Raw genomic sequence first — 20,370 nt, forward strand, 5'->3', positions numbered from 1 at the left:
CGTTTAGCTACATCATATTGCAAATAAACTTTGGTTTGTTGTATGACATTTCAGCTAACTTCATTTAAATGCGTTGCAATGAAATACTCTAAGCTGTCACTCGGTCTACTAGATGATACCAACTCCATTTAAGAGTTGCTCATTCAGCGGGAGTTAAAATCACTTTAGGCAAGTCAGTGGCTTATCGCTAATCGTTATTCTATATCGAATGGCACATGCGCTGTATTAAGTGATTTCCCCATGCTTTAAATATCAGTCGCTCGTTGTGAGCGTCTCAGGACTTTCACTGCTACGTTGCATTGTCTCTAAAGGGAATAACCCTTTCTTCCACAATGCGGCTTGAATTGAAAGCCCTGAGAAAGCTCTAAACTGAGTATATCCTTAATGGAATTAGTATTATCTATTGTGTAATGGAAAAGAGGGTAAGTGATGAAACGGATCTACAATCTAGTGGCGATTTTATTGAGTATTGTTTTAGTTGGCTGCACCAGTTTAGGTAACGAGCCTACGTTTCAGGATGAAGGCATAGCGGTTAATGGTTACGATGTGGTTGCCTATTTTACCGAGGGACAACCTGTTAAAGGTCAGCTTGCATTTAGTAGCCAGTATAAAAATACCCAATGGCTTTTTAGCAGTGAAGAACACAAGTTGTTGTTTGAACAAAACCAACAACAATACCTACCACAATATGGTGGTTACTGTGCCTACGGGATGTCAAAGGGCTTTGTGGTGGACACTGACCCAAATGCATTTACTATTTTGAACGATAAGCTTTACTTGAATTATAGCCTTGGAGTGCGCGAAACATGGTTGAAAGATACCGATGTGTACATAGAGCGTGCAAACAATAATTGGTTGGAAAAAATAGCAAAATAGCGCTACGACTTTGAACTTGGCGCTAAAATAAAAAGCCGCAGCGATAGTCTTCTATCGCTGCGGCTTAAAACGCTATGTAAGCCGCTTAATCTTCAGGGGTATCCTGCAGCTTAGCCTTTGGTTTTCTAAGCATAGGAGCGTCACCGACGTCGACACCAGTTGCAAAGCGTCTGTCGCGATTAGCAGTAGCCTTGGCAGACGATTTTTTCTTCGCCGTAGCTGCTTTTTTCTTTGCCGATGTCGGTTTTGATTTCTTCTTGCTCTGTGCTTTCGGTTTCAAGCCGGTGAATTTACCTTTCAAGCCTTCAAGTTCACTAAAAGCAAACTGCTTATTAAGGAAGGTTTGTACTTGGGTAAAGTTAACCCAATCTTTAGGGCCTACTAATGAAACCGCATCGCCCTTAGCACCAGCACGTCCAGTACGCCCAATACGGTGAACATACTCTTCGGCAAATTTTGGCATATCAAAATTGATCACCAAAGAGACATTGAGTAAGTCTAGGCCACGAGAAGCAACATCGGTTGTCACCAATATTTGCTGTAAACCACGGCTGAACTCATCCATGATTTGGTTACGGGCATTTTGTTTTAGCTCACCACTGAGTGATGCTGTTTTAAAGCCATCGTCAGCAAGTTTCTTCGCTAGGCGATCGGTATCTTGTCGAGTGGCGGTAAAGATGATGATCTGTTTTTGCTGCTCATCTTTTAAAATGCGCGATAGCAAGGCTTCTTTATGGTCAAGGTGATCACAAAGGAATATACGCTGAGTAATATCTTTGTGTTCTAAGTTACCAGCGCCAATTGCAACATGCTCTGGGTTTTTAAGCAGCTCAGCAGCGATTTCATCGACATCGCCGTGATCAAGCGTTGCCGAAAACATCAGGGTTTGGCGACGTTTATGATCCGCTGCATCGTTAATTTGTTTAAGCTGTTCAGCAAAACCTAAATCCAACATACGGTCGGCTTCATCGAAAATAAGCAGTTCAAGACCGTTTAGGTGCAGATGATGTTGTTTGAGATGATCGGCTAAACGTCCAGGAGTGGCCACAACAAAATGCGGGTCACGAGCCAGTGCTTTTGCTTGGTCGTTAAAGTTTTCACCGCCAAGAATTTTAGTGGCTTTAAACTGAGTATTAGCCACTAATAATCGCAGTTGACTATAAACTTGGGTTGCGAGTTCACGAGTGGGTAGCAAAATAACCGCGCGAGGGTCGCGTTTACTCAATGCTTTACACGAAATCATCCTTTGCATTGCAGGCAGCAAAAACGCCAAGGTCTTGCCTGAACCTGTTTTAGATGATGCCATTAGATCTTTGCCTGCGAGGGCAATAGGTATGGCTTGTTCCTGGATCTCGGTTGGGGTGTCTATGCCCATATGCTTTAATGTTTGTAACAGACGTTGATCCAGTGAAAAATCGGTGAATTGCAAAGGTGAACTCCTTAAATAATCTGACCGCGTATTATAGCCTAGATAGATAGAGCAGGGCTATGATTAGCGATTAAGTTTATCTGAAAGAGTTGGAATTAAACCCTAAGAACGGACTGAGTGTAGCTGTACATCATATTAGAGTGGTAAAATCAGCGTCGATCAAAACGCTAGCAGCTCTTAGTTGAGCTAATTTATTGACTTCAGGAGTCAACATTTTGGTAAAAAAAACTCACTCGGTTCGAATAGGTCTTGCCCTTGGAAGTGGTGCAGCAAAAGGCTGGGCACATATCGGTGTGCTCAATGGGCTGGCCAAACTGGGGGTTTACCCGGATAAAATTGCTGGTTGCTCCATCGGTGCTGTGGTTGGCGCGGCATACGCGAATGATAATTTAGCTGAGCTAGAAGATTGGGTACGCAGCTTTAGTAGCTGGGACGTGCTGGGACTAATGGATTTAAGTTGGCGCAAAGGTGGCTTAATCGGCGGAGAGAAAGTGTTTGATGTGTTGCAAAAGCGCATGGGCGATATGCAGATTGAACAGCTTAAAAAACCATTTGCTGCAGTGGCAACCGATCTTTATTCGGGGCAAGAGATCTGGTTTACAGAAGGAGACTTGCGCCATGCGGTGAGAGCATCATGCTCTATGCCGGGGATTTTGCCGCCCGTAAAAGTGGGCGAGCGTTGGTTAGTGGATGGCGCGGTAGTGAATCCTGTACCTGTTTCTGTTAGTCGAGCAATGGGCGTAGATATTGTGATTGCGGTCGACCTTCATGGTTTACGCAGAGGACGTATGCAAGTCCTCCCCGTTAATATGAAGAGTAATAAGCCAACTGTAGAAGAGGAAGCGGAAGCGGATAAACATCAGGAAAAAGGCTTTACCGATCTGTTAGCTCGAGGACGAGATTATATTAGCGGCCTGACTGATAAGCTTTCATTGAGTCAAAAACTTGAAAGTAGTCAAAGCCCAAATCCAGGAATGTTAGCGGTAATGTCGCAATCTATGGACATATTAGAGCAACGGCATAAAAGAGCTCGATTAATGGGCGACCCGCCAGATATTTGTATTGTGCCGGATCTGGGTGATATCGGCACCATGGAGTTTCATCGCGCTGAAGAGGCCATTGTAGCGGGGGAGGCTGCTGTTGAGCAAGTCGCTCATCTTATTGAAGCCGCTTTAGCACCACACCAGATAGGCGAGTAAAGGCTTAAAATCAGATATTAAAAAAGGGCTTAACGCCCTTTTTAATATCGTTACGAAAATACGGCTTAAGCTAACTTCACAATCATCTTGCCGCGGTTTTTACCTTCGAATAATCCGATAAATGCGTCCGGTGCGTTTGATAGACCTTCATAAACCGTTTGCTCTGCAGTGACTTTACCTTCAGCTAACCATTGGCCCATCTGCTTGGCAAACTCTGGGTAATGTGCCCAATGTTCAAACACGATAAAGCCTTCAATTTTTAACTTCTTCATGATGATTTGCGCTAAGTTTGCAGGTCCCGGTGTTGGTGTCGTATCGTTATACTGGGCAATCATGCCGCATACAGCTATTCGACCATGATCCTTCATATTGTTAAGCGCTGCGGTTAAGTGTTCGCCGCCGACATTCTCGAAATAGACGTCAATACCTTCTGGCGCAGCTTGTGCTAGCGCTGCCGTTAGATCACCACAGGTTTTGTAGTTGATCACAGCATCGACACCGAGTGACTTGATGTGCTCAGCCTTCTCATCAGAACCAACCGACGCAACCACTCGGGCGCCCATGAGTTTGCCAATTTGTACCGCAACACTACCAACGGCACCTGATGCTGCAGAGACAAATAGGGTTTCGCCTGATTTTAGTTCAGCGATACGGTTAAGGCCTGTCCAAGCTGTCATGCCAGGCATACCAAGCACACCCAAAAAATGTGATTCGCTGATAGGTGTTTGTGGCAGGCGAGTAATCTCCGTACCGTCGGTAACATAATGACTGCGCCAGCCATGCATGCTGTTTACCTTGCTGCCAACTGGGAACTCGCTATTGTTCGATTCAATCACTTCACCAATTGCGCCACCTTCAAGTACAGCCCCGACTTCAAAAGGTGCAATGTAGCTTTTTCTATCAATCATGCGGCCACGCATGTATGGGTCGACTGACATCCATAGATTCTTGACCAAAAACTCACCCTCTTTTATGGCGGGCAATGTCACTTCAGCTTCAGCGAAATTGCTAGCATTAGGCAGACCTTCAGGGCGAGATTTAAGTTGAATTTGCTTAGCGTTCATAGTGATCCTTTATTTTTATTTGTGCGCAAAGTAATTGTCCGCATCATAACTAAAGGTTAAGAGCTATGCAAATAGTTTGTGCGCAAAATAACTCTGCGCAAATTAAATGCGGATTGGCTAGTTTTGTTAATTCTAGTCAGGTAAAATTGCGATACCTAATTGAGGTGGTAACCAGTGGCGGATAACAAAGTGTCAAATAATGATAGCCCAGCATGTTTATCAGATAACGTATGTTTTGCGCTGTATACCGCTGGCAATGCACTTATGCGCGCTTACCGTCCTTTGTTGGATCAGTATGAACTGACCTATCCACAATATTTGGTTATGCAAGCGCTATGGCTAAAAGATAGAGCGAGCATGACACAGTTGTCTCAAGCTACGCGTTTGGATATGGGAACCTTGACTCCTATCGTAAAGCGATTGGAGTCAAAACTGTTTCTACAGCGACTGCCAGATGAAACCGATGAGCGTAAAAAAGTGATTGCACTAACGAGTACTGGCTTGGCGCTGCAAGCCGACGCGCTGTCACAAAAGCAAACACTACTAGAGAAGGTAAGTATGACTGAGCAGGAGATTGAGTCTCTGCGAGTACTATGCTTAAACTTGACGACGCAGTTGAATCAAAAGTAACCAATCAATTTAATCGTTCAAAAAGCGGCACAGTTCCTGCTTTATTCGTTGCATGATTAATACTGTGCCGAATTTTTGACGATGAATCCATTAAGTAGTATCAATAACCCTGTAAACAGCAGCGCCGTTTTGGCTGATGCTTATGGTGCTTCAGGCAGCCAAGCAAGTGTTGGCAGTGCTAATGGTGTTCAAGGTGCTAATGCTAACGCTTCAACATCAGCTTCAAATGCTGCGAGCAAGGACGATAATGGTCTTGTATTATCAGGCCGCGCAGAGCGAGCGCAAAAGATTGAAGCGATGGCGAAAGATTTCTTCCAAGATGGTAGTTTTAGCAGCGAAAAGCTACCCAGTCTTATTCAACGTTTATACCAAGATGGTATTTTGTCTGATGGTCAGTTGAATCGTTTGACTAATAGCGGCTTTGATATCCCCCCAACTGAAGAGCAATCTTTAGCTGACTTTATTGACGAACAGCGCGCGACGCTAACTAATAGCAAAGAAGATAGAGAGTTAGCCGGCATCTTAGATGAAGCAAAATGGGTGATGGGCACGATGGATGCGATTCAATCGCCAGTGATAGCTCAAAAGGCGAATCGAGTGGCAAGCGAGATCACTGCACTATTGGAATCTGATAGGCCACTGACTGATCAACAAAAAAACCAATATCAAGGGATTAAGTCGTTAATGCAACTGGCCTCTATGACGGGTGAACATCAACAGGCAACAGGCCAACTAAATAGTTATTTGGCACTGGCAAAGCAGCATTAAAAAGTGTTTGGTTTTTTAAAGCGACATTCATAGGTTGTCATTAGGGGCTGTTGGTCTTTCGAGCTTAGAATTTGTTCGAATTCAATTGCCCTTGTAAAAGAACAATATCACTGCATGCTAAGCGTTACTTCACCGTGTGAAAGGCGGTATATTTGGGCTTTAATGCCGGTTAAAACGAATTCCTACTGTTGTAGCAGAGAGTTAAACTAAAGCATTTTAGCCACCTATGTTTTTATCCACAATTTATCCCAATTTTATCCTGCTACTAGCGGTCTTAATTGCCATCGTCAAGGGCATTATTTTAGATAAGCGGGATTGTCCCCAGTTATTTTTTCTTATTATCTTCGTTGTGTAAAATAATGATCTGGATCAAAGTACTAGTTGTCTTTTTATAGCTTAATGCGCCACATATTGTGATTTTGATTTAAAGTAATACTATATGTAGTGTTGCTTGTGGATAATGCTAAATAGGAGCTATACAATGCCAGTGGTTATTAAACGGGATGGTTACCGTACGCCTTTTGACGAAACAAGGATTAAAGATGCAGTGATAGCAGCTGCTAACTCGGCAGGTATTGATGATAGCGCCTATGCAGAAAAAGTAGCAAAAAATGCTGCCGATTCTGTCGCTATGTTAGATGAAATAAACATTCACGATTTGCAAGATGCCGTCGAAAATTTATTGATGGAAGGGCCTTATAAATCATTGGCGCGAGTATACATAGAATACCGCCATGATCGAGATATAAAGCGCGAAGTTAGTAGCCGACTAAATAAAGAGATCCGTGGTCTTGTTGAGCAGAGCAATGCAGCGCTGCTCAATGAAAATGCCAATAAAGATTCAAAAGTAATCCCAACTCAGCGCGATCTATTAGCGGGTATTGTGGCTAAGCACTACGCCAAATGTCATATTTTGCCAAAAGATGTGGTTGCCGCTCACGAGTCGGGCGAAATTCACTATCATGACTTAGACTACGCACCATTCTTCCCTATGTTCAACTGTATGCTGATCGATCTCAGTGGTATGTTGACCAAAGGCTTTAAGATGGGCAACGCTGAGATTGAAACGCCTAAATCGATTTCAACAGCAACAGCAGTTACTGCGCAGATTATTGCTCAGGTTGCTAGCCATATCTATGGCGGTACAACCATTAACCGTATCGATGAAGTGTTAGCGCCTTTCGTTGCCAAAAGCTATGACAAACATTACCAAGTGGCATTGACTTGGGGCATTACAGATGCCAAAGCATTTGCTACCTCGTTGACCGAAAAAGAGTGTCATGATGCATTCCAGTCACTCGAATACGAAGTCAACACCTTGCATACCGCCAATGGCCAAACGCCATTTGTGACCTTTGGTTTTGGGTTGGGGACTTCGTGGGAGTCTCGACTTATTCAACAGTCGATGATGAAAGTACGTATTGCTGGATTAGGTAAAAACCGCAAAACGGCAGTATTCCCTAAGCTTGTTTTTGCCATTCGCGATGGTATTAACCACAAAGACGGTGACTGCAACTACGATATAAAGCAGCTTGCATTGAAGTGTGCCACTACGCGTATGTATCCAGATATCCTCAACTACGAACAAGTTGAGAAGGTGACTGGTTCATTTAAAACCCCTATGGGTTGCCGTAGCTTCCTCGGTACCTTTGAAGAAGATGGCGAGTTGGTGCATGAAGGACGCAACAACCTCGGTGTTGTGAGTTTGAACTTGCCACGCGTTGCGCTTGAAGCTAAAGGCGATGAAGCTGAATTCTACCGGATTTTAGATAAGCGTTTAACCATTGCTCGCAAAGCGCTAGATACCCGAATAGAACGTTTAGAAGGTGTTAAAGCACGAGTAGCCCCAATTCTTTACATGGAAGGCGCATGTGGCGTTCGTTTGCGCGCTGATGATGATATCTCTGAGATATTTAAAAATGGCCGCGCTTCAATTTCACTGGGTTATATTGGTTTGCATGAAACCATAAACGCGCTTTATGGCACCGAAACGCATCTATATGACAACGCTCAGTTGCGTGCAAAAGCAATTGAAGTGATTCAATACTTAAAAGCGGCAACTGACAAATGGAAAGCAGAATCTGGTTACGCTTTTAGTTTATACAGCACACCTAGTGAAAACTTGTGTAGCCGTTTCTGTAATCTTGATGCCAAAGTATTCGGCGTAGTTGATGGGGTAACGGCTAAAGGTTACTACACCAACAGTTTCCATTTGGATGTTGAAAAGCAAGTTAACCCGTACGATAAGATTGACTTTGAGCAGCCTTACCCTGAAATCGCGAACGGCGGATTTATCTGTTATGGCGAGTTTCCAAATATGCAGAACAACATTGAAGCATTGGAAAATGTCTGGGACTACAGCTATTCAAGAGTGCCTTATTACGGCACTAATACACCGATTGATGAGTGCTATGACTGTGGCTTTACTGGTGAATTTAGCTGTACCAGCAAGGGTTTTACCTGTCCTAAATGTGGCAACCATGAACCTAGCAGAGTGTCGGTAACACGCCGAGTGTGTGGCTATCTGGGCAGCCCTGATGCGAGACCATTTAACTATGGTAAGCAAGAAGAAGTTAAGCGCCGCATCAAGCACCTTTAATCTAGCGTGTGCAGTCAATCAAATAAGGTGCTCTCATAGGCGCCTTTTTGTTATCTACAAAGAGATTTTTATGCATTATCATCAATACTATCAAACCGATGTTATTAATGGTCCGGGGACTCGAGCGACGCTGTTTGTTTCTGGCTGTGAGCACCAATGTCGAGGTTGCTATAATCAGTCAACTTGGAATCCATGCTCTGGTCACTTGTTTGATGAGCAGATGATGCAAACCATTATCGACGATCTCAATGACAGCCGGATAAAAAGGCGTGGCCTTTCTTTGTCAGGCGGTGACCCATTATTTCCAGGTAACCTCAACGCCATACTTGAGCTCGTCAGGCGAGTTAAAGCACAATGTCCCGGTAAAGATATTTGGTTGTGGACAGGCTATCTGCTTGATGAGTTAACCGCCGAGCAGCAAGCCATTGTTGAGTTGGTTAATGTGGTCGTTGATGGCAAATTTGAGCAATCTCTTGCCGATCCAAGTTTAGTTTTTAGGGGTAGCAGTAACCAAGTTATCCATTATCTAAGATAAGCTAGGCATAAACCTAGGTAATATTGCACTATATGCTGTTATAATGAGGCAATAATGATAAACAGCGTCAAGATAATTTGAGGCTGTTTTTGTTTCTAGATAAGTTATTTAGATTTGAATTTAAGGTTTGTAAATGAATTTAAAGCAGGAGCTGCAAACGCTCAACGATAAGCTCGACAAATTTCGTCGTAAGTTAGCAGCAGCTGAAAAGCGTGATGATCCTGGGGTCATAATCCAATTTAAACGTGAAATTGCTACGTTAACTAAGCGCATAGCGAATGTTAAAAATCAGCAGAATCGTGAGCTAGGTAAAGAAGGTGCGTCGGTTAAAGACCTCAAATTTAGCCGTGTATTGACCAAAGCCGAACAAGCTGACATGGGTAAGTTGAAGAAGTCAGTTCGTGGTTTGGTGGTTGTGCATCCGATGACCGCACTTGGTCGCGAAATGGGCATAAAGCAAGTAACAGGCTTTGCACCGAAAGAATTTTAGGCTAATTGCCTGGTAAGTTATTCATTTAGTGAGCCGCTTCAAGGTTATGTATAGATGCGCAGCTTATGCTGCGCTGAAATGCTTTGTAATTTGTCTAACGTAATCCTGTTCACTGAAATGTTTAACATTAGATCAAATTCTTCAGCAAGTTTGGTTTGAAATTAATATCGTTATTAGGATTTCAGCAGTCTCAGGGAATGAGAGTTGTCGTTAAGGTTTTATCATGTCGATTAAATATGTCGCGTCTTCTAAATTGCCAACACCTTGGGGTGTTTTTGAAATGCATGGCTTTGAAGATAGCGAGACAGGTAAAGAGCATGTTGCGCTGACATTAGGCGTATTTGATGCCGAAAGTCCTATTTTAGGCCGTATTCACTCTGAGTGCTTAACCGGTGATGCGCTTTTTAGTTTGCGTTGTGATTGTGGTTTCCAATTACAAACAGCAATGCAGAATATAGCGGAAGCAGGACAAGGGTTTATTCTATATCTACGCCAAGAAGGGCGGGGTATTGGATTACTCAATAAAATCCGTGCTTACGAGCTGCAAGATGGCGGCGCAAATACCGTAGAGGCCAATGAGCGCCTTGGATTTGCTGCAGATATGCGTAAATATGACATGATCATTCCAATGATGGAGCAGATCGGTGTCAGTAAAGTCAGGTTAATGACCAATAACCCTAGAAAAGTAAAAGCGATGCAAAGCTTTGGGCTAGAGGTTGTTGAGCGTGTTCCACTGCAAGTCGGTAAAAATCGTTATAACGAAGGCTACCTAAAGACTAAATCTACTGAATTGGGTCATATGATGTCTGAGCATCACTTTACCGAGGAAGATAAAGACTAAGCTACATTAACCGTGGCTTTTTCAAGGTTATACCGCTATATTCAGGGCTATTCAATTAGAGACCAGTTAAGTTAATTTTTAATGATGGCCCTTGTGCGTTCCCTTTCAGTTTTACTGTTGCTTTTTACACTCCCTGTTAATGCTGAAACGGATTACAGCCATTATGCTTTTGCTAACTATTTAGGCAGCGGTATTTACCGCACCGCCGGGCAAAACGCAACGGTAGTCAATATTCCAATTAGTTTCGATCTCGAGCGCACTGAAACAGAATCCTTAGTGCTGCGCACTCCATTATCATTGGGTTTTTTTAACTTTACCTGGAGCGATCTCCCAGAAGGTGATTTTCCCAGTAGTGTTGGGACTGCGACGTTTACCCCTGGCATCGAATATCGCATAAATACCTCCGATACCCATGAGTTTCAAACCTACGCGGACTTAGGGATCGGTACTAATACCACCAATGGCAACGATGTCATTATCTATTCAGCAGGCATGTCGAGCTTACTTGATTTCGAACTTAAAGAGAGCAAGCCAGTTTGGGTCAATCGTATATTCTTTGCCGGATATAACAGCCTTGATGATGGTCCCAATGAAACTTATTCGGCGATTCAATCTGGGCTTGATATTGGCACTAACTTGCATTTTCAAGTGGCTGATGTTGGTGTTGAACCTAGGATTTTTTTCGCAGGTTACTGGTATTTTGACAAGCTTAGATTTGTAACGCCCTTTGAAGAGGATGTATTAGTGACCAACAGTTTTGAAGCTGGGATCACCTTAGCTTTCTCCAAACCAGTGGGATGGGATCTGTTCAATATGAGTCGATTTGGTGTGAGTTATCGTGCGGGTGATGGCGTGCAGGTTTGGCGACTTATTTTTGATTTCCCGATATAACTACAATAATTAATTATATCAATAGGTATTAAATAAAAAGGCTTAACAATACAGATTGTTAAGCCTTTTTACTCTTGATTGTAATCAGTGTTAACTGCCCCAGATATTGGCATTTACTTGAGAGTCATCATCTGAGTCTGTGCTTGGTCTATCTGCGGCTTTAATCTTTGCTGCGCGCAATGTCTTATCACTGGCTTGATAGCCATCTTCTCTAGGCTTTCTAGCAGGCAAAGGTAGCTTATTCATTTTAAGGTAGAGGTACTCGACTTTCTCTCTCGCCCAAAGAGTTTTACGCAGAAATCTTAGGCTTGATTTGATACTTGGGTCATGTTTGAAGCAGCGCACGTTGATACGCTCGCCAAGCTCTTCCCAGCCATAATGTTCGACGAGGTCAGTCAGTAAGGCTTCTAGCTTAATACCGTGTAATGGGTTGTTTACTTGGGTCATGATGTATGTTCATTGCAGATGCTATTGCAATAATTATATCAGTTTTATCAGCGAAAATGTTATCAATGCAGCGCAAAAAAAGAGAGCCTTTAACTAAGGCTCTCAAAATACACAATTAACAATCGCGCTAGGGTTACTGGAAGCTTAGCTCCCACGAGTTGATTGTACCGGTATCGCGTCTTGCACTGTCTACGGCTTTTAGCTGCCAATTACCTGCAGAGTCCGCACCCGTCATATCAACGGTATAGGTTTTTACTATGTCGTTAGCACTGCCACCTGCATTGTCATGCAATACCGCTACTTGGCCACTTGGGCTATGAAGCTCGACTTGCAAATCACCAATATAAGTATGGCTAATGTTGACTTTCACGGTAACGGTTCCAGAATCACCCGTACGTGCTGCGGCGATAGTACTAGTGACACCGGCGCTGCTATTGTCTGGAATGCTGTAGCTACTGTTATTGGTGTAAGTTGCAGCTCCGCCCGTTCCACCAGTGCCACCGCCATTATCTTCTGTAAAGTTAGCAACAAGATTCACACCGCTAAATGCGCTATAGCCTTGAATCATCACATAGTAAGTACCAGATTGTACGGTGTCGATTGGGCATGACTCGTTGTTGCCTGTTTTCCATGGACGGCAATCATAACCACCGGTTGCTGTGGTCGGTGCTGCTCCATATTGAACATAAAGGTCAGCATCACCTGTACCGCCGCTCATAGCAAAGCTCAAGTCGGTTGCGCCCGCTGGAACATCAATTGAATAATGAAGTTCATCAGAGCTCGCACCCGCTAAGTTTGACTTAGTCACGCCATTAACGAGCACGTTGTCGCTGCCACCAGTACCCGGGTCGGTTGGACCAGTACAAGACTCATCGAGATAAGCTTTTGCTGCAACAGCATCAACTAGACCATAGCCTGTATTGTTATCGCGACCCGCTGTTTCTAAATCTTCCGCTGTTGCGTTAAGTGCTGCGCGTACTTGTGCTGCGCTACATTCTGTATGATGACTCCAAACCAGTGTCGCTACACCAGATACATGCGGCGTAGCCATTGATGTACCGTTGTAGTATTCGTAATCTTCATTATCTGTATTTTCGACAGTTACTGTCGCGCCGATTTGATTACGCAGAGCAAGACCAGTAGCACGATCAACCGACACCGATACGATAGGCGCATCGTTATTGCTATCGACTAAGAAAGGATTCTGCAAACCAGGAAGGGTAGTATTACTGTAAACAATAACGCCACTGGCGCCAGCTGAGTTACAGGCTTTAACAGCGTCAATTTCTGGGTAGCTAGCACCTTGGTTGCCTACACGTTCAACCAGACAAATTTTGTTGCTCATGTTGCCACAATTGAAAGTACTACCGTTTACTGTACATTCAGCGAGCGTAGCGGTAGCGCTACCAATAAGAGGAGTTGGCACGTGGCTCGATCCAGATTGAACATAGCGGTTGTGCGGTACCACACCGTTGTCGAAATATGACTGACCACCAATGGTGATATCGGCTAAACGACCTTCACCGCGAGTCACGGTTGAAAGGATTGCTTCACCAGGACCAGAGATTTCAACTTGGTTGGTATATTGCGAAAATGCGGCATGGTCTTTATTGCTATCAACTGCAGCTACTGACATTACAGCATCATAAGATGCAGGGTAGCTGTGAGTGCTATTACCATCGTTACCCGCGGCAGCGATAAGTAATACGCCATTGCTTTCATGAGCAGCAAGGGCATTTCGCTCTGTGTTACTAGAGCTTGCACCACCTAAACTCATGGTCACTACGTTGGCGCCATTGTTCACACAAGTGTCAACGGCAGACACTAGAGATGATGAGTATCCCCAACCTGATGCGTTAAACACTTTAATGACATGAATATTGGCATTTTGGTTTGGCATTACACCAACCACACCTTCATTATTGGCGATTGCTGCTATGGTTCCGGCTACGTGAGTACCATGAGCATTACCTGCACCAGGATCAAACCAGTTACCTGTTCCTGAGTTATTCGTGCCAGTTACATTGTTGGCATTAAGATCGTTATGACCTCGGTCGTAGCCAGAGTCAATAATACAGATGGTGCGGTTACCCGCTTGACTATCACTTAACGTCGTTGCACCAACATAGGTTTGACCCCAAGGCGTGGTTTCACTTAGCAGGCGACGAGGCACATCTTCTTCTACATAATCAACGTCGGCACGGAATCTTAGTGCTTGAATATTTTTGCTATCTAACTTAACGGTATAGCTATTACTGCGACCAATGCGCTTCATCTCTTTGGCTGAGACGCTGTTTAGCGCACGGAAGTGAGAAAAGACTTCGTTAGCTCGTGGTTGATATTCTGCATCGTCAATAGCGTTTGTGGCCATTGAAAATCCAGCTGCTGCATCTGCCGTTTTAAATTTAACGATATAACGCTTAGGTAGCGGGTTTTCGCTATTCAATTGTGCGGCACTGTTGTGTAAACCAGGAGTGAATGAAGGAGCTGCGTTAACACTTGCTGAGATCGAAAGTGCCAGAACGGACAGGCTTAATGCTGTTGTTACTTTACTTGTAGTCATAACTGTCTTCCATGTTAATCAGGATATTTGGTTGTTTCTTATAGTATTTGCAGTTACCAATCCGAGGACTGGCTGCGATTAAGAATGTATCTACAGTTGTTACAGTTGTAAAATAATTGTGAATCAATGAAAGGGCTTTCATAAAAATGTGGATAGAATTCTTTACGTGAATTGTTATTCTTGTTAGGTGGCTTTATTTGACTTAAAAGTCATTAGTAACAGCTATTTATGCTTTTGGCTAAACGCCTCATTATTATTGTATTTAGTATCCATTTACTTTTCACATAGAAGTTTATAAGTAAGTTATTGATGTTTCAGTTATAAATAAGAATGCAACTTTAGTAATAACTTATACTTATTTGGAATTGATGGGGCAGGTTAGTATTCGTTATCGAACGTTTTTGCGGGGTTATCCACTGGAATTGCAGTATTTTTAGGTGTAATGATCTGGTTAGGGTTGTGAAAAGCATTGATTTTAGTGTTATAGCCTTTGCTAGCTTTGGTATCGAGGGGGATTATTAAAAGCAAAGGCCACAATATGTGGCCTCAGAACGGGGTATGTAGCAAGCTGAGTTATTTGTGTTGCTGCTTTAGCGTTTGGTAACCGCCACCATTATAGATGTTAGTGTAGCCGGCACTGTTCAGTGCTTCATTAGCAATACCGCTACGGCGACCACTGCGGCAGTACACAACCACTGATTTGTCTTTAGCAATTTTTCTATCTGCAAATACAGTTGTTATCTGCTCAAAAGGAATATTGATAGCGTTGGGTAGATGACCCTGCTGAAACTCTTCTGCGGTTCGTACATCGACAACTAAAGCGCCGGCATCAATCTTTTGCCAAGCTTGCTCAGCATCTTGATCTGCAGCAAGTGCGAGTTTGCTAAACATAAATAGTAAAGCAGCTACTACCACAAAAACAATGGCATTTGATTTTAGAGACTGTTGTCTAAGCATCTTACTCATCAATTTTCCTTTTTATAATAATTTAAAACTGGTTGATAGAGCATTATATCGATAACTGGTTAACAGCTCTTGCTTTTTTACATATTAACATCTATCTCCACTAACTTTCTGTTGCTAATTGTGCTTCAGTTTTAAAGCCGAGTTTCTTCAACACCATTGCAGCAGGACAAAACCCAGTATAGGCACTCTGAGTTAAGTTTGCCCCAACAAATACGGTTAACCAGACGAAGTTGTGATTAACCCATAAGGTTAAGGCTAGTGAAAGCAAGATCATCATTCCAGCAAAAGCCATTATGGCGCGTTCTAAAGACATAGTGTTACCTCTCACAGTGTTAAAGTTACTTTAATTTGATACTACGTGCCGACTATAGGCACGCGGTATAACAACGGGTTATTGATAGCGCTTTCTCATCACCGCGTAGTAAAGGACTGGGATTACCACTAACGTCAGCAATGTCGAAACTAATATGCCGAAAATAAGACTGATCGCTAAGCCATTGAAAATAGGGTCGTCGAGAATGAAAAGGGCACCGATCATGGCGGCCATTCCCGTCAGCATAATAGGCTTGGCTCGCACTGCGCCGGAGTGAATAACGGCTTGTTCAAACGGTACGCCTGCAGCCGTTTCTTGGTGAATGAAATCGACCAGCAGGATTGAATTTCGAACGATTATTCCTGCAAGCGCAATCATGCCGATCATCGAGGTTGCTGTGAACTGTGCGCCAAGTAAAGCATGGCCAGGCATAACACCTATCACGGTCAGCGGGATAGGTGCCATTATGATGAGGGGCACGGTATAAGACTTAAACTGTGCGACGACCAGTAAGTATATTGCAATCATGCCGACAGCGTAAGCAATCCCCATATCTCGAAATGTTTCATAAGTGATTTTCCATTCGCCATCCCACAGTATTGCGACGCTGTCGAGCCCGGTCGGTTGATTAATATAGTGCTGTTCAAAGCCAAGGCCGTCAGCGGCGTTTATTTTACCGACCATATCAAACATACCGTATAGCGGACTATCGAGTGGGCCAGCCATATCGGCAACCACCATGATCATCGGGATCATATTTTTATGGATTATTGGTGCATCGATAGTACCTTGTTGAATATGCAATAACTCAGACATCGCAATCGCTTGACCTTCACTGTTTTTAATCGTGAGGTTCATTACCTGCTCTAAGTTGAACTTATCTGCTTCTTTCAGCTGTATACGTATAGGAACAGGGTATTTTTGCTTGGGCATATGCATGTAACTAATATCTTTACCGCCAACGCTGGTGGCCACGAGATCGACCACTTGGCTATATTCAACGCCAAGCAAGCTCGCTTTGCTTCTATCTATATTAACTTGCCACTTGGCCTGCGCTGCAGGTAGGTAGATATCGATATCTACAACATCAGTAGTTTGATGGAATAGGTCTTGTAATTGGTTGGCTGCTTTTTCTCTAATCGCTTCACTGGGGCCATAAACTTCAGCGAGGATTGGTGACCAAACAGGTGGCCCAGGTGGCACTTCTACTACTTTGACATTGGCGTTATATTGCTTAGCTATCTGCTGCAGCGGCCCTCTAACAGCAAGAGCAATACTGTGGCTGTCTCTGTCTCTATGTTGTTTATCAACTAGGTTGACTTGAATGTCACCAAGTTCCTGGGTTTGTCGTAGAAAGTAGTGGCGTACTAAGCCATTAAAATTCATTGGTGCGCTGGTGCCTGCATAGATTTGATAGTTATCAACTTCCTCAACAGTGTTTAAGTGCTGCGCGAGTGCTTTTAAGGTTCTCTGGGTTTGTTCTACTGGCGTACCTTCTGGTAGATCGACCATAATCTGAAATTCAGACTTGTTGTCAAAAGGCAGCATTTTCAGAACCACTAACTTACCGATAGGCAGTGCAACGGCAATAGCGATCAGGACGAAGATCCCGGCGGCTAAACCAAAGCGCGCCTTTCTAGCATTAATGCCCGTTACAAACGGTCCAATTAAACGGTTAAAGGTGCGTATCATTAAACCGTCGTGATCAGTTTCTTGCTTCGTCGTCTTATTACCAGCCTGACTTTCTTCGTGTTTTAACAGTTTACGGCTGAGCCAAGGAGTTACCATAAAGGCAACGGCAAGAGAGATGAGCATGCCCATACTGGCATTTATCGGAATAGGGCTCATATAGGGTCCCATAAGTCCTGATACAAATGCCATTGGTAACAATGCTGCAATGACAGTAAAGGTCGCCAGAATGGTTGGTCCACCGACTTCGTCTACAGCAATGGGGATGAGCTCGCTAAAGCTTCTTTTACCCATCGCCATATGACGATGAATGTTCTCTACCACCACAATGGCGTCATCCACCAATATTCCGATCGAGAAGATAAGGGCGAACAGTGAGATCCGATTTAAGGTAAAACCCCAAGCCCAAGAGGCAAATAAGGTCAGCGCAAGCGTAATGACAATAGCAATGCCAACCACTAATGCTTCTCTAAAGCCCATGGTGAGTAGTACTAACACCACTACTGCAGAGGTTGCAAAAATCAGCTTTAAAATAAGTGTGTTAGCTTTATTGCCAGCGGTTTCGCCGTAGTTACGAGATACTGAAATATTGACGGCGTCAGGCAATAAAATATTATCGACTTTATCGAGGCGTTCAATAATGGTATCGGCGATATCAACGGCGTTAACGCCAGGTTGCTTGCCAATGGCAATGGTGACGGCGGGGTAGATATTGTCTTTATCGCCATGCCATGCAGTCTGAGTCGGAATATCTGCTTTTAAAGTGATGTCAGCAATATCAGCGAGAAAAACCGGCGCAGCTTGAGCATCACTGTCTTTGCGAATAGCAATCACCAACTGTTTGACATCATCAATACTGTTGATGAACTGGCCTGTTTGTACTTTAATCTGTTGATTTTGCTGTACCAGAGAAGCAGGCATAGAGACATGGTTATTACTGCTTAATCGATTATTGATTTCATCATAAGAGACGCCGTAGTAGTTCATTTTAATCGGATCAATACGGACATTGACGGTTAGCTGTTGCGAACCGACTGAATTTATCTCCCGCGTTCCAGGGATCCTTTTAAGTTCGGTTTCTAAACCGTTGGCAACATGAGTGAGTTGCTCTGCTGATATCGCGGTATCTTTTGACCAAAGGGTTAAACTGACAATAGGCACATCATCAATGCCACGAGGTTTAATCAGTGGTTCACCCACACCTGCATTTAAGGGCAATTTGTCCAAATTGGCATATATTTGGTTATAGAGTTTAACGATAGCGTCGTTTCTGGCTACACCCACTTCAAAGATGACGATAAACATCGCGCCATCTGGCTGCGAGAATGAGTAAAGAGTATCAATGCCTTTTAGCTCTGAAATTATTTGCTCGGTTGGTAGGGTGACTAAACTTTCAACTTCAGCAGGTGACGCGCCAGTAAAAGGAATATAAACGTCAGCAAACGTAACATCAATTTGTGGCTCTTCCTCTTTAGGAGTGACTACCACAGCGAAGAGGCCAAGCAGTAAAGCCAGTAATGCCAGTAAGGGGGTAATAGCACTGAGCTGAAAAGCTACAGCAATTCTGCCTGAGATCCCTAAATTATTTTTATCCGTCATCTTCTTAGCTCCTTATGGCTTAGACTGCTTTTGCAAGCGCAATAAGGTTTGATAAGCATCTGTTGCAATAACATCACCGTTGGATAGGCCTGCTAAGACTTCAAAGCTATCACCATCTTGTTGACCTAACCTGATCTGATTGAGTACCCATTTGTCATTTTGCTGCAAGTAGACGCCCGTCAGATCGTTGATGGTGATCAGTGCTGATCCCGGAATAAACATCGTCTGTCGCTGACCACTGACAAATTGTGCTTTAATCAAGCTACCAGGAATCAGACCGTCGATGTTATTCGGAAGCTCAATGCGCACTTTATAGCTGTGACTGACTGGGTCTACAAAGCTAAACAGATTTAATTTGTCACTTATTACCTCGGTGCCATCTGCCAAGGTGAGTTTGAATTGAGGATGTGATTTCAAAGCATTGATATAGCGTTGGGGGACTTGCGTGACAGCGCGCATCTGTTTTAAAGAGTAACCAGAGTAGAGTGCTTGCCCAGGACTAACCGTTTCACCTTGCTCGACATGTCTTTTGGTGACGACACCAGCAAAAGGTGCACTGACAGCTGTGTACTTTAACGATTCGGTTGCTTGAATTATCCCAGCTTTAGCGGCGCTTACTGCTTGCTGCGTTGACTTGGCATTTGCCTCGGCTTCATCCATCGAACCTTCAGATATCGCACCTTGAGGAAAGAGGGTTTTATAACGTTTCAATTGTGCTTGCGCTTCAATATTTTGAGCATTAGCTTTGGCATACTCAGCTTCAGCGCTGGCCAACTGCGCACCTTGCTCTTTACTGGTTATCTCTAGCAGAGCCGCATTTTCAGCGACAATATCATTGACATCGTAATTGAGTTTTACGATCCGTCCAGATGTTTGCGCAGAGACTGTAGCTGCTTTAGTCGGCTCTATAACGGCATCTAACGCAACCCAATTAGGGTAGGGCTGGTAGCTAACCATTACCGTTGAATCATTGTTGACCGCAGGTGCTTCACCAGCCAAAGCAGAAAATGCCAGATTGGGTAGCAACGATAAAAGCAGTAATGCCAGTGAAGGAGAAAGGTAAGCCGTCATAATTCTATAAACCGTAAAAACATCCATGAGATTATTCTAATGGATGTTTGTTGTTGGTGCAATAACTATTCATTAGAAAAATACGATGAACTGGTGGTGGTTACAAAAAAGCACAATCAAATGATTGTGCTAAGCGACTTTTGGCGACACTAGGGGGAGGCGTTCTTGCACGGTTTTTTTACCACAGTTTATTCTTTTATGACTAGGGGCTGTTGATCTTTCACGGTTGTTTTTGCCGCAGTTTATTGGCTATTTTGACAAGGCGGAGGCTATGCCGTTTAGTTATTCTCCACAAATAGTCTACAACACAGTAAAAATAGCCAAGAAACGCGGCCCTTTGGGTTCGATTCAATGCTTCTATTACGGTGTTATGAGCTTTTCACTTAGCCAGCTAAGCTTT

The 20,370-nt window shown here is 43.6% G+C and carries 17 protein-coding genes; 9 read left to right on the plus strand and 8 right to left on the minus strand.

The features are described from left to right. The first annotated feature begins 429 nt into the window (after positions 1-429). Positions 430-876: a YHS domain-containing (seleno)protein gene (locus tag AB4135_RS04550; protein ID WP_371990687.1), complete on the plus strand. Its 447-nt coding sequence runs from the start codon at positions 430-432 to the stop codon at positions 874-876. 85 nt (positions 877-961) lie between these two features. Here the strand turns inward: AB4135_RS04550 and AB4135_RS04555 are convergent, their stop codons facing one another. Further along, positions 962-2,305, minus strand: a complete 1,344-nt coding sequence (locus AB4135_RS04555) for a DEAD/DEAH box helicase (protein WP_371990689.1) — start codon at positions 2,303-2,305, stop codon at positions 962-964. A gap of 215 nt (positions 2,306-2,520) precedes the next feature. On the opposite strand from AB4135_RS04555, the gene rssA reads away from it, so the two are divergent. Then, on the plus strand, positions 2,521-3,504 hold the full coding sequence (gene rssA, locus AB4135_RS04560) for a patatin-like phospholipase RssA (RefSeq protein WP_371990691.1): 984 nt from the start codon (positions 2,521-2,523) through the stop codon (positions 3,502-3,504). A 65-nt stretch (positions 3,505-3,569) separates the two neighbouring features. On the opposite strand, the gene AB4135_RS04565 is transcribed toward rssA, so the two are convergent. Beyond that, positions 3,570-4,568: an NADP-dependent oxidoreductase gene (locus AB4135_RS04565; RefSeq protein WP_371990693.1), complete on the minus strand. Its 999-nt coding sequence runs from the start codon at positions 4,566-4,568 to the stop codon at positions 3,570-3,572. 189 nt (positions 4,569-4,757) lie between these two features. Between AB4135_RS04565 and AB4135_RS04570 the strand changes: the two genes are divergently transcribed. From AB4135_RS04570 to AB4135_RS04600, 7 genes are all read left to right on the plus strand, one after another. Then, positions 4,758-5,198, plus strand: a complete 441-nt coding sequence (locus AB4135_RS04570) for a MarR family winged helix-turn-helix transcriptional regulator (protein WP_371990695.1) — start codon at positions 4,758-4,760, stop codon at positions 5,196-5,198. An 81-nt stretch (positions 5,199-5,279) separates the two neighbouring features. Further along, a complete protein-coding gene (locus tag AB4135_RS04575; RefSeq protein ID WP_371990697.1) occupies positions 5,280-5,966 on the plus strand; it encodes a hypothetical protein in 687 nt (228 codons plus the stop codon). 481 nt (positions 5,967-6,447) lie between these two features. Continuing rightward, positions 6,448-8,565 (plus strand): anaerobic ribonucleoside-triphosphate reductase, encoded by a 2,118-nt coding sequence (gene nrdD, locus AB4135_RS04580; RefSeq protein ID WP_371990699.1) that lies wholly within the window; start codon positions 6,448-6,450, stop codon positions 8,563-8,565. A 70-nt stretch (positions 8,566-8,635) separates the two neighbouring features. Beyond that, the gene (gene nrdG, locus AB4135_RS04585; RefSeq protein WP_371990701.1) at positions 8,636-9,100 is read left to right on the plus strand and encodes an anaerobic ribonucleoside-triphosphate reductase-activating protein; all 465 of its coding nucleotides are present in this window, start codon (positions 8,636-8,638) and stop codon (positions 9,098-9,100) included. 133 nt (positions 9,101-9,233) lie between these two features. Beyond that, complete coding sequence (locus tag AB4135_RS04590; RefSeq protein ID WP_220736794.1) at positions 9,234-9,590, plus strand: YibL family ribosome-associated protein; 357 nt, start codon at positions 9,234-9,236, stop codon at positions 9,588-9,590. A gap of 223 nt (positions 9,591-9,813) precedes the next feature. Beyond that, positions 9,814-10,431 (plus strand): GTP cyclohydrolase II, encoded by a 618-nt coding sequence (ribA, locus tag AB4135_RS04595; protein WP_371990702.1) that lies wholly within the window; start codon positions 9,814-9,816, stop codon positions 10,429-10,431. Between the two features lie 84 nt (positions 10,432-10,515). Further along, positions 10,516-11,322: a hypothetical protein gene (locus AB4135_RS04600; protein ID WP_371990720.1), complete on the plus strand. Its 807-nt coding sequence runs from the start codon at positions 10,516-10,518 to the stop codon at positions 11,320-11,322. Positions 11,323-11,412: 90 nt separating this feature from the next. Here AB4135_RS04600 and AB4135_RS04605 read toward each other — a convergent pair whose 3' ends face one another. From AB4135_RS04605 to AB4135_RS04630, 6 genes are all read right to left on the minus strand, one after another. Continuing rightward, positions 11,413-11,769, minus strand: a complete 357-nt coding sequence (locus tag AB4135_RS04605) for a VF530 family DNA-binding protein (RefSeq protein ID WP_371990704.1) — start codon at positions 11,767-11,769, stop codon at positions 11,413-11,415. 133 nt (positions 11,770-11,902) lie between these two features. Continuing rightward, positions 11,903-14,332 (minus strand): S8 family serine peptidase, encoded by a 2,430-nt coding sequence (locus tag AB4135_RS04610; RefSeq protein WP_371990706.1) that lies wholly within the window; start codon positions 14,330-14,332, stop codon positions 11,903-11,905. Positions 14,333-14,905: 573 nt separating this feature from the next. Further along, on the minus strand, positions 14,906-15,289 hold the full coding sequence (locus AB4135_RS04615; protein WP_371990722.1) for a rhodanese-like domain-containing protein: 384 nt from the start codon (positions 15,287-15,289) through the stop codon (positions 14,906-14,908). A 109-nt stretch (positions 15,290-15,398) separates the two neighbouring features. Next, complete coding sequence (locus tag AB4135_RS04620) at positions 15,399-15,611, minus strand: DUF2892 domain-containing protein (protein WP_371990708.1); 213 nt, start codon at positions 15,609-15,611, stop codon at positions 15,399-15,401. A gap of 78 nt (positions 15,612-15,689) precedes the next feature. Beyond that, the gene (locus tag AB4135_RS04625) at positions 15,690-18,899 is read right to left on the minus strand and encodes an efflux RND transporter permease subunit (RefSeq protein WP_371990710.1); all 3,210 of its coding nucleotides are present in this window, start codon (positions 18,897-18,899) and stop codon (positions 15,690-15,692) included. Positions 18,900-18,911: 12 nt separating this feature from the next. Then, positions 18,912-19,997: an efflux RND transporter periplasmic adaptor subunit gene (locus AB4135_RS04630; protein ID WP_371990712.1), complete on the minus strand. Its 1,086-nt coding sequence runs from the start codon at positions 19,995-19,997 to the stop codon at positions 18,912-18,914. Positions 19,998-20,370: the final 373 nt, after the last annotated feature.

The sequence above is a fragment of the Shewanella sp. 10N.286.54.B9 genome (assembly GCF_041468565.1).
GTDB lineage: Bacteria > Pseudomonadota > Gammaproteobacteria > Enterobacterales > Shewanellaceae > Shewanella.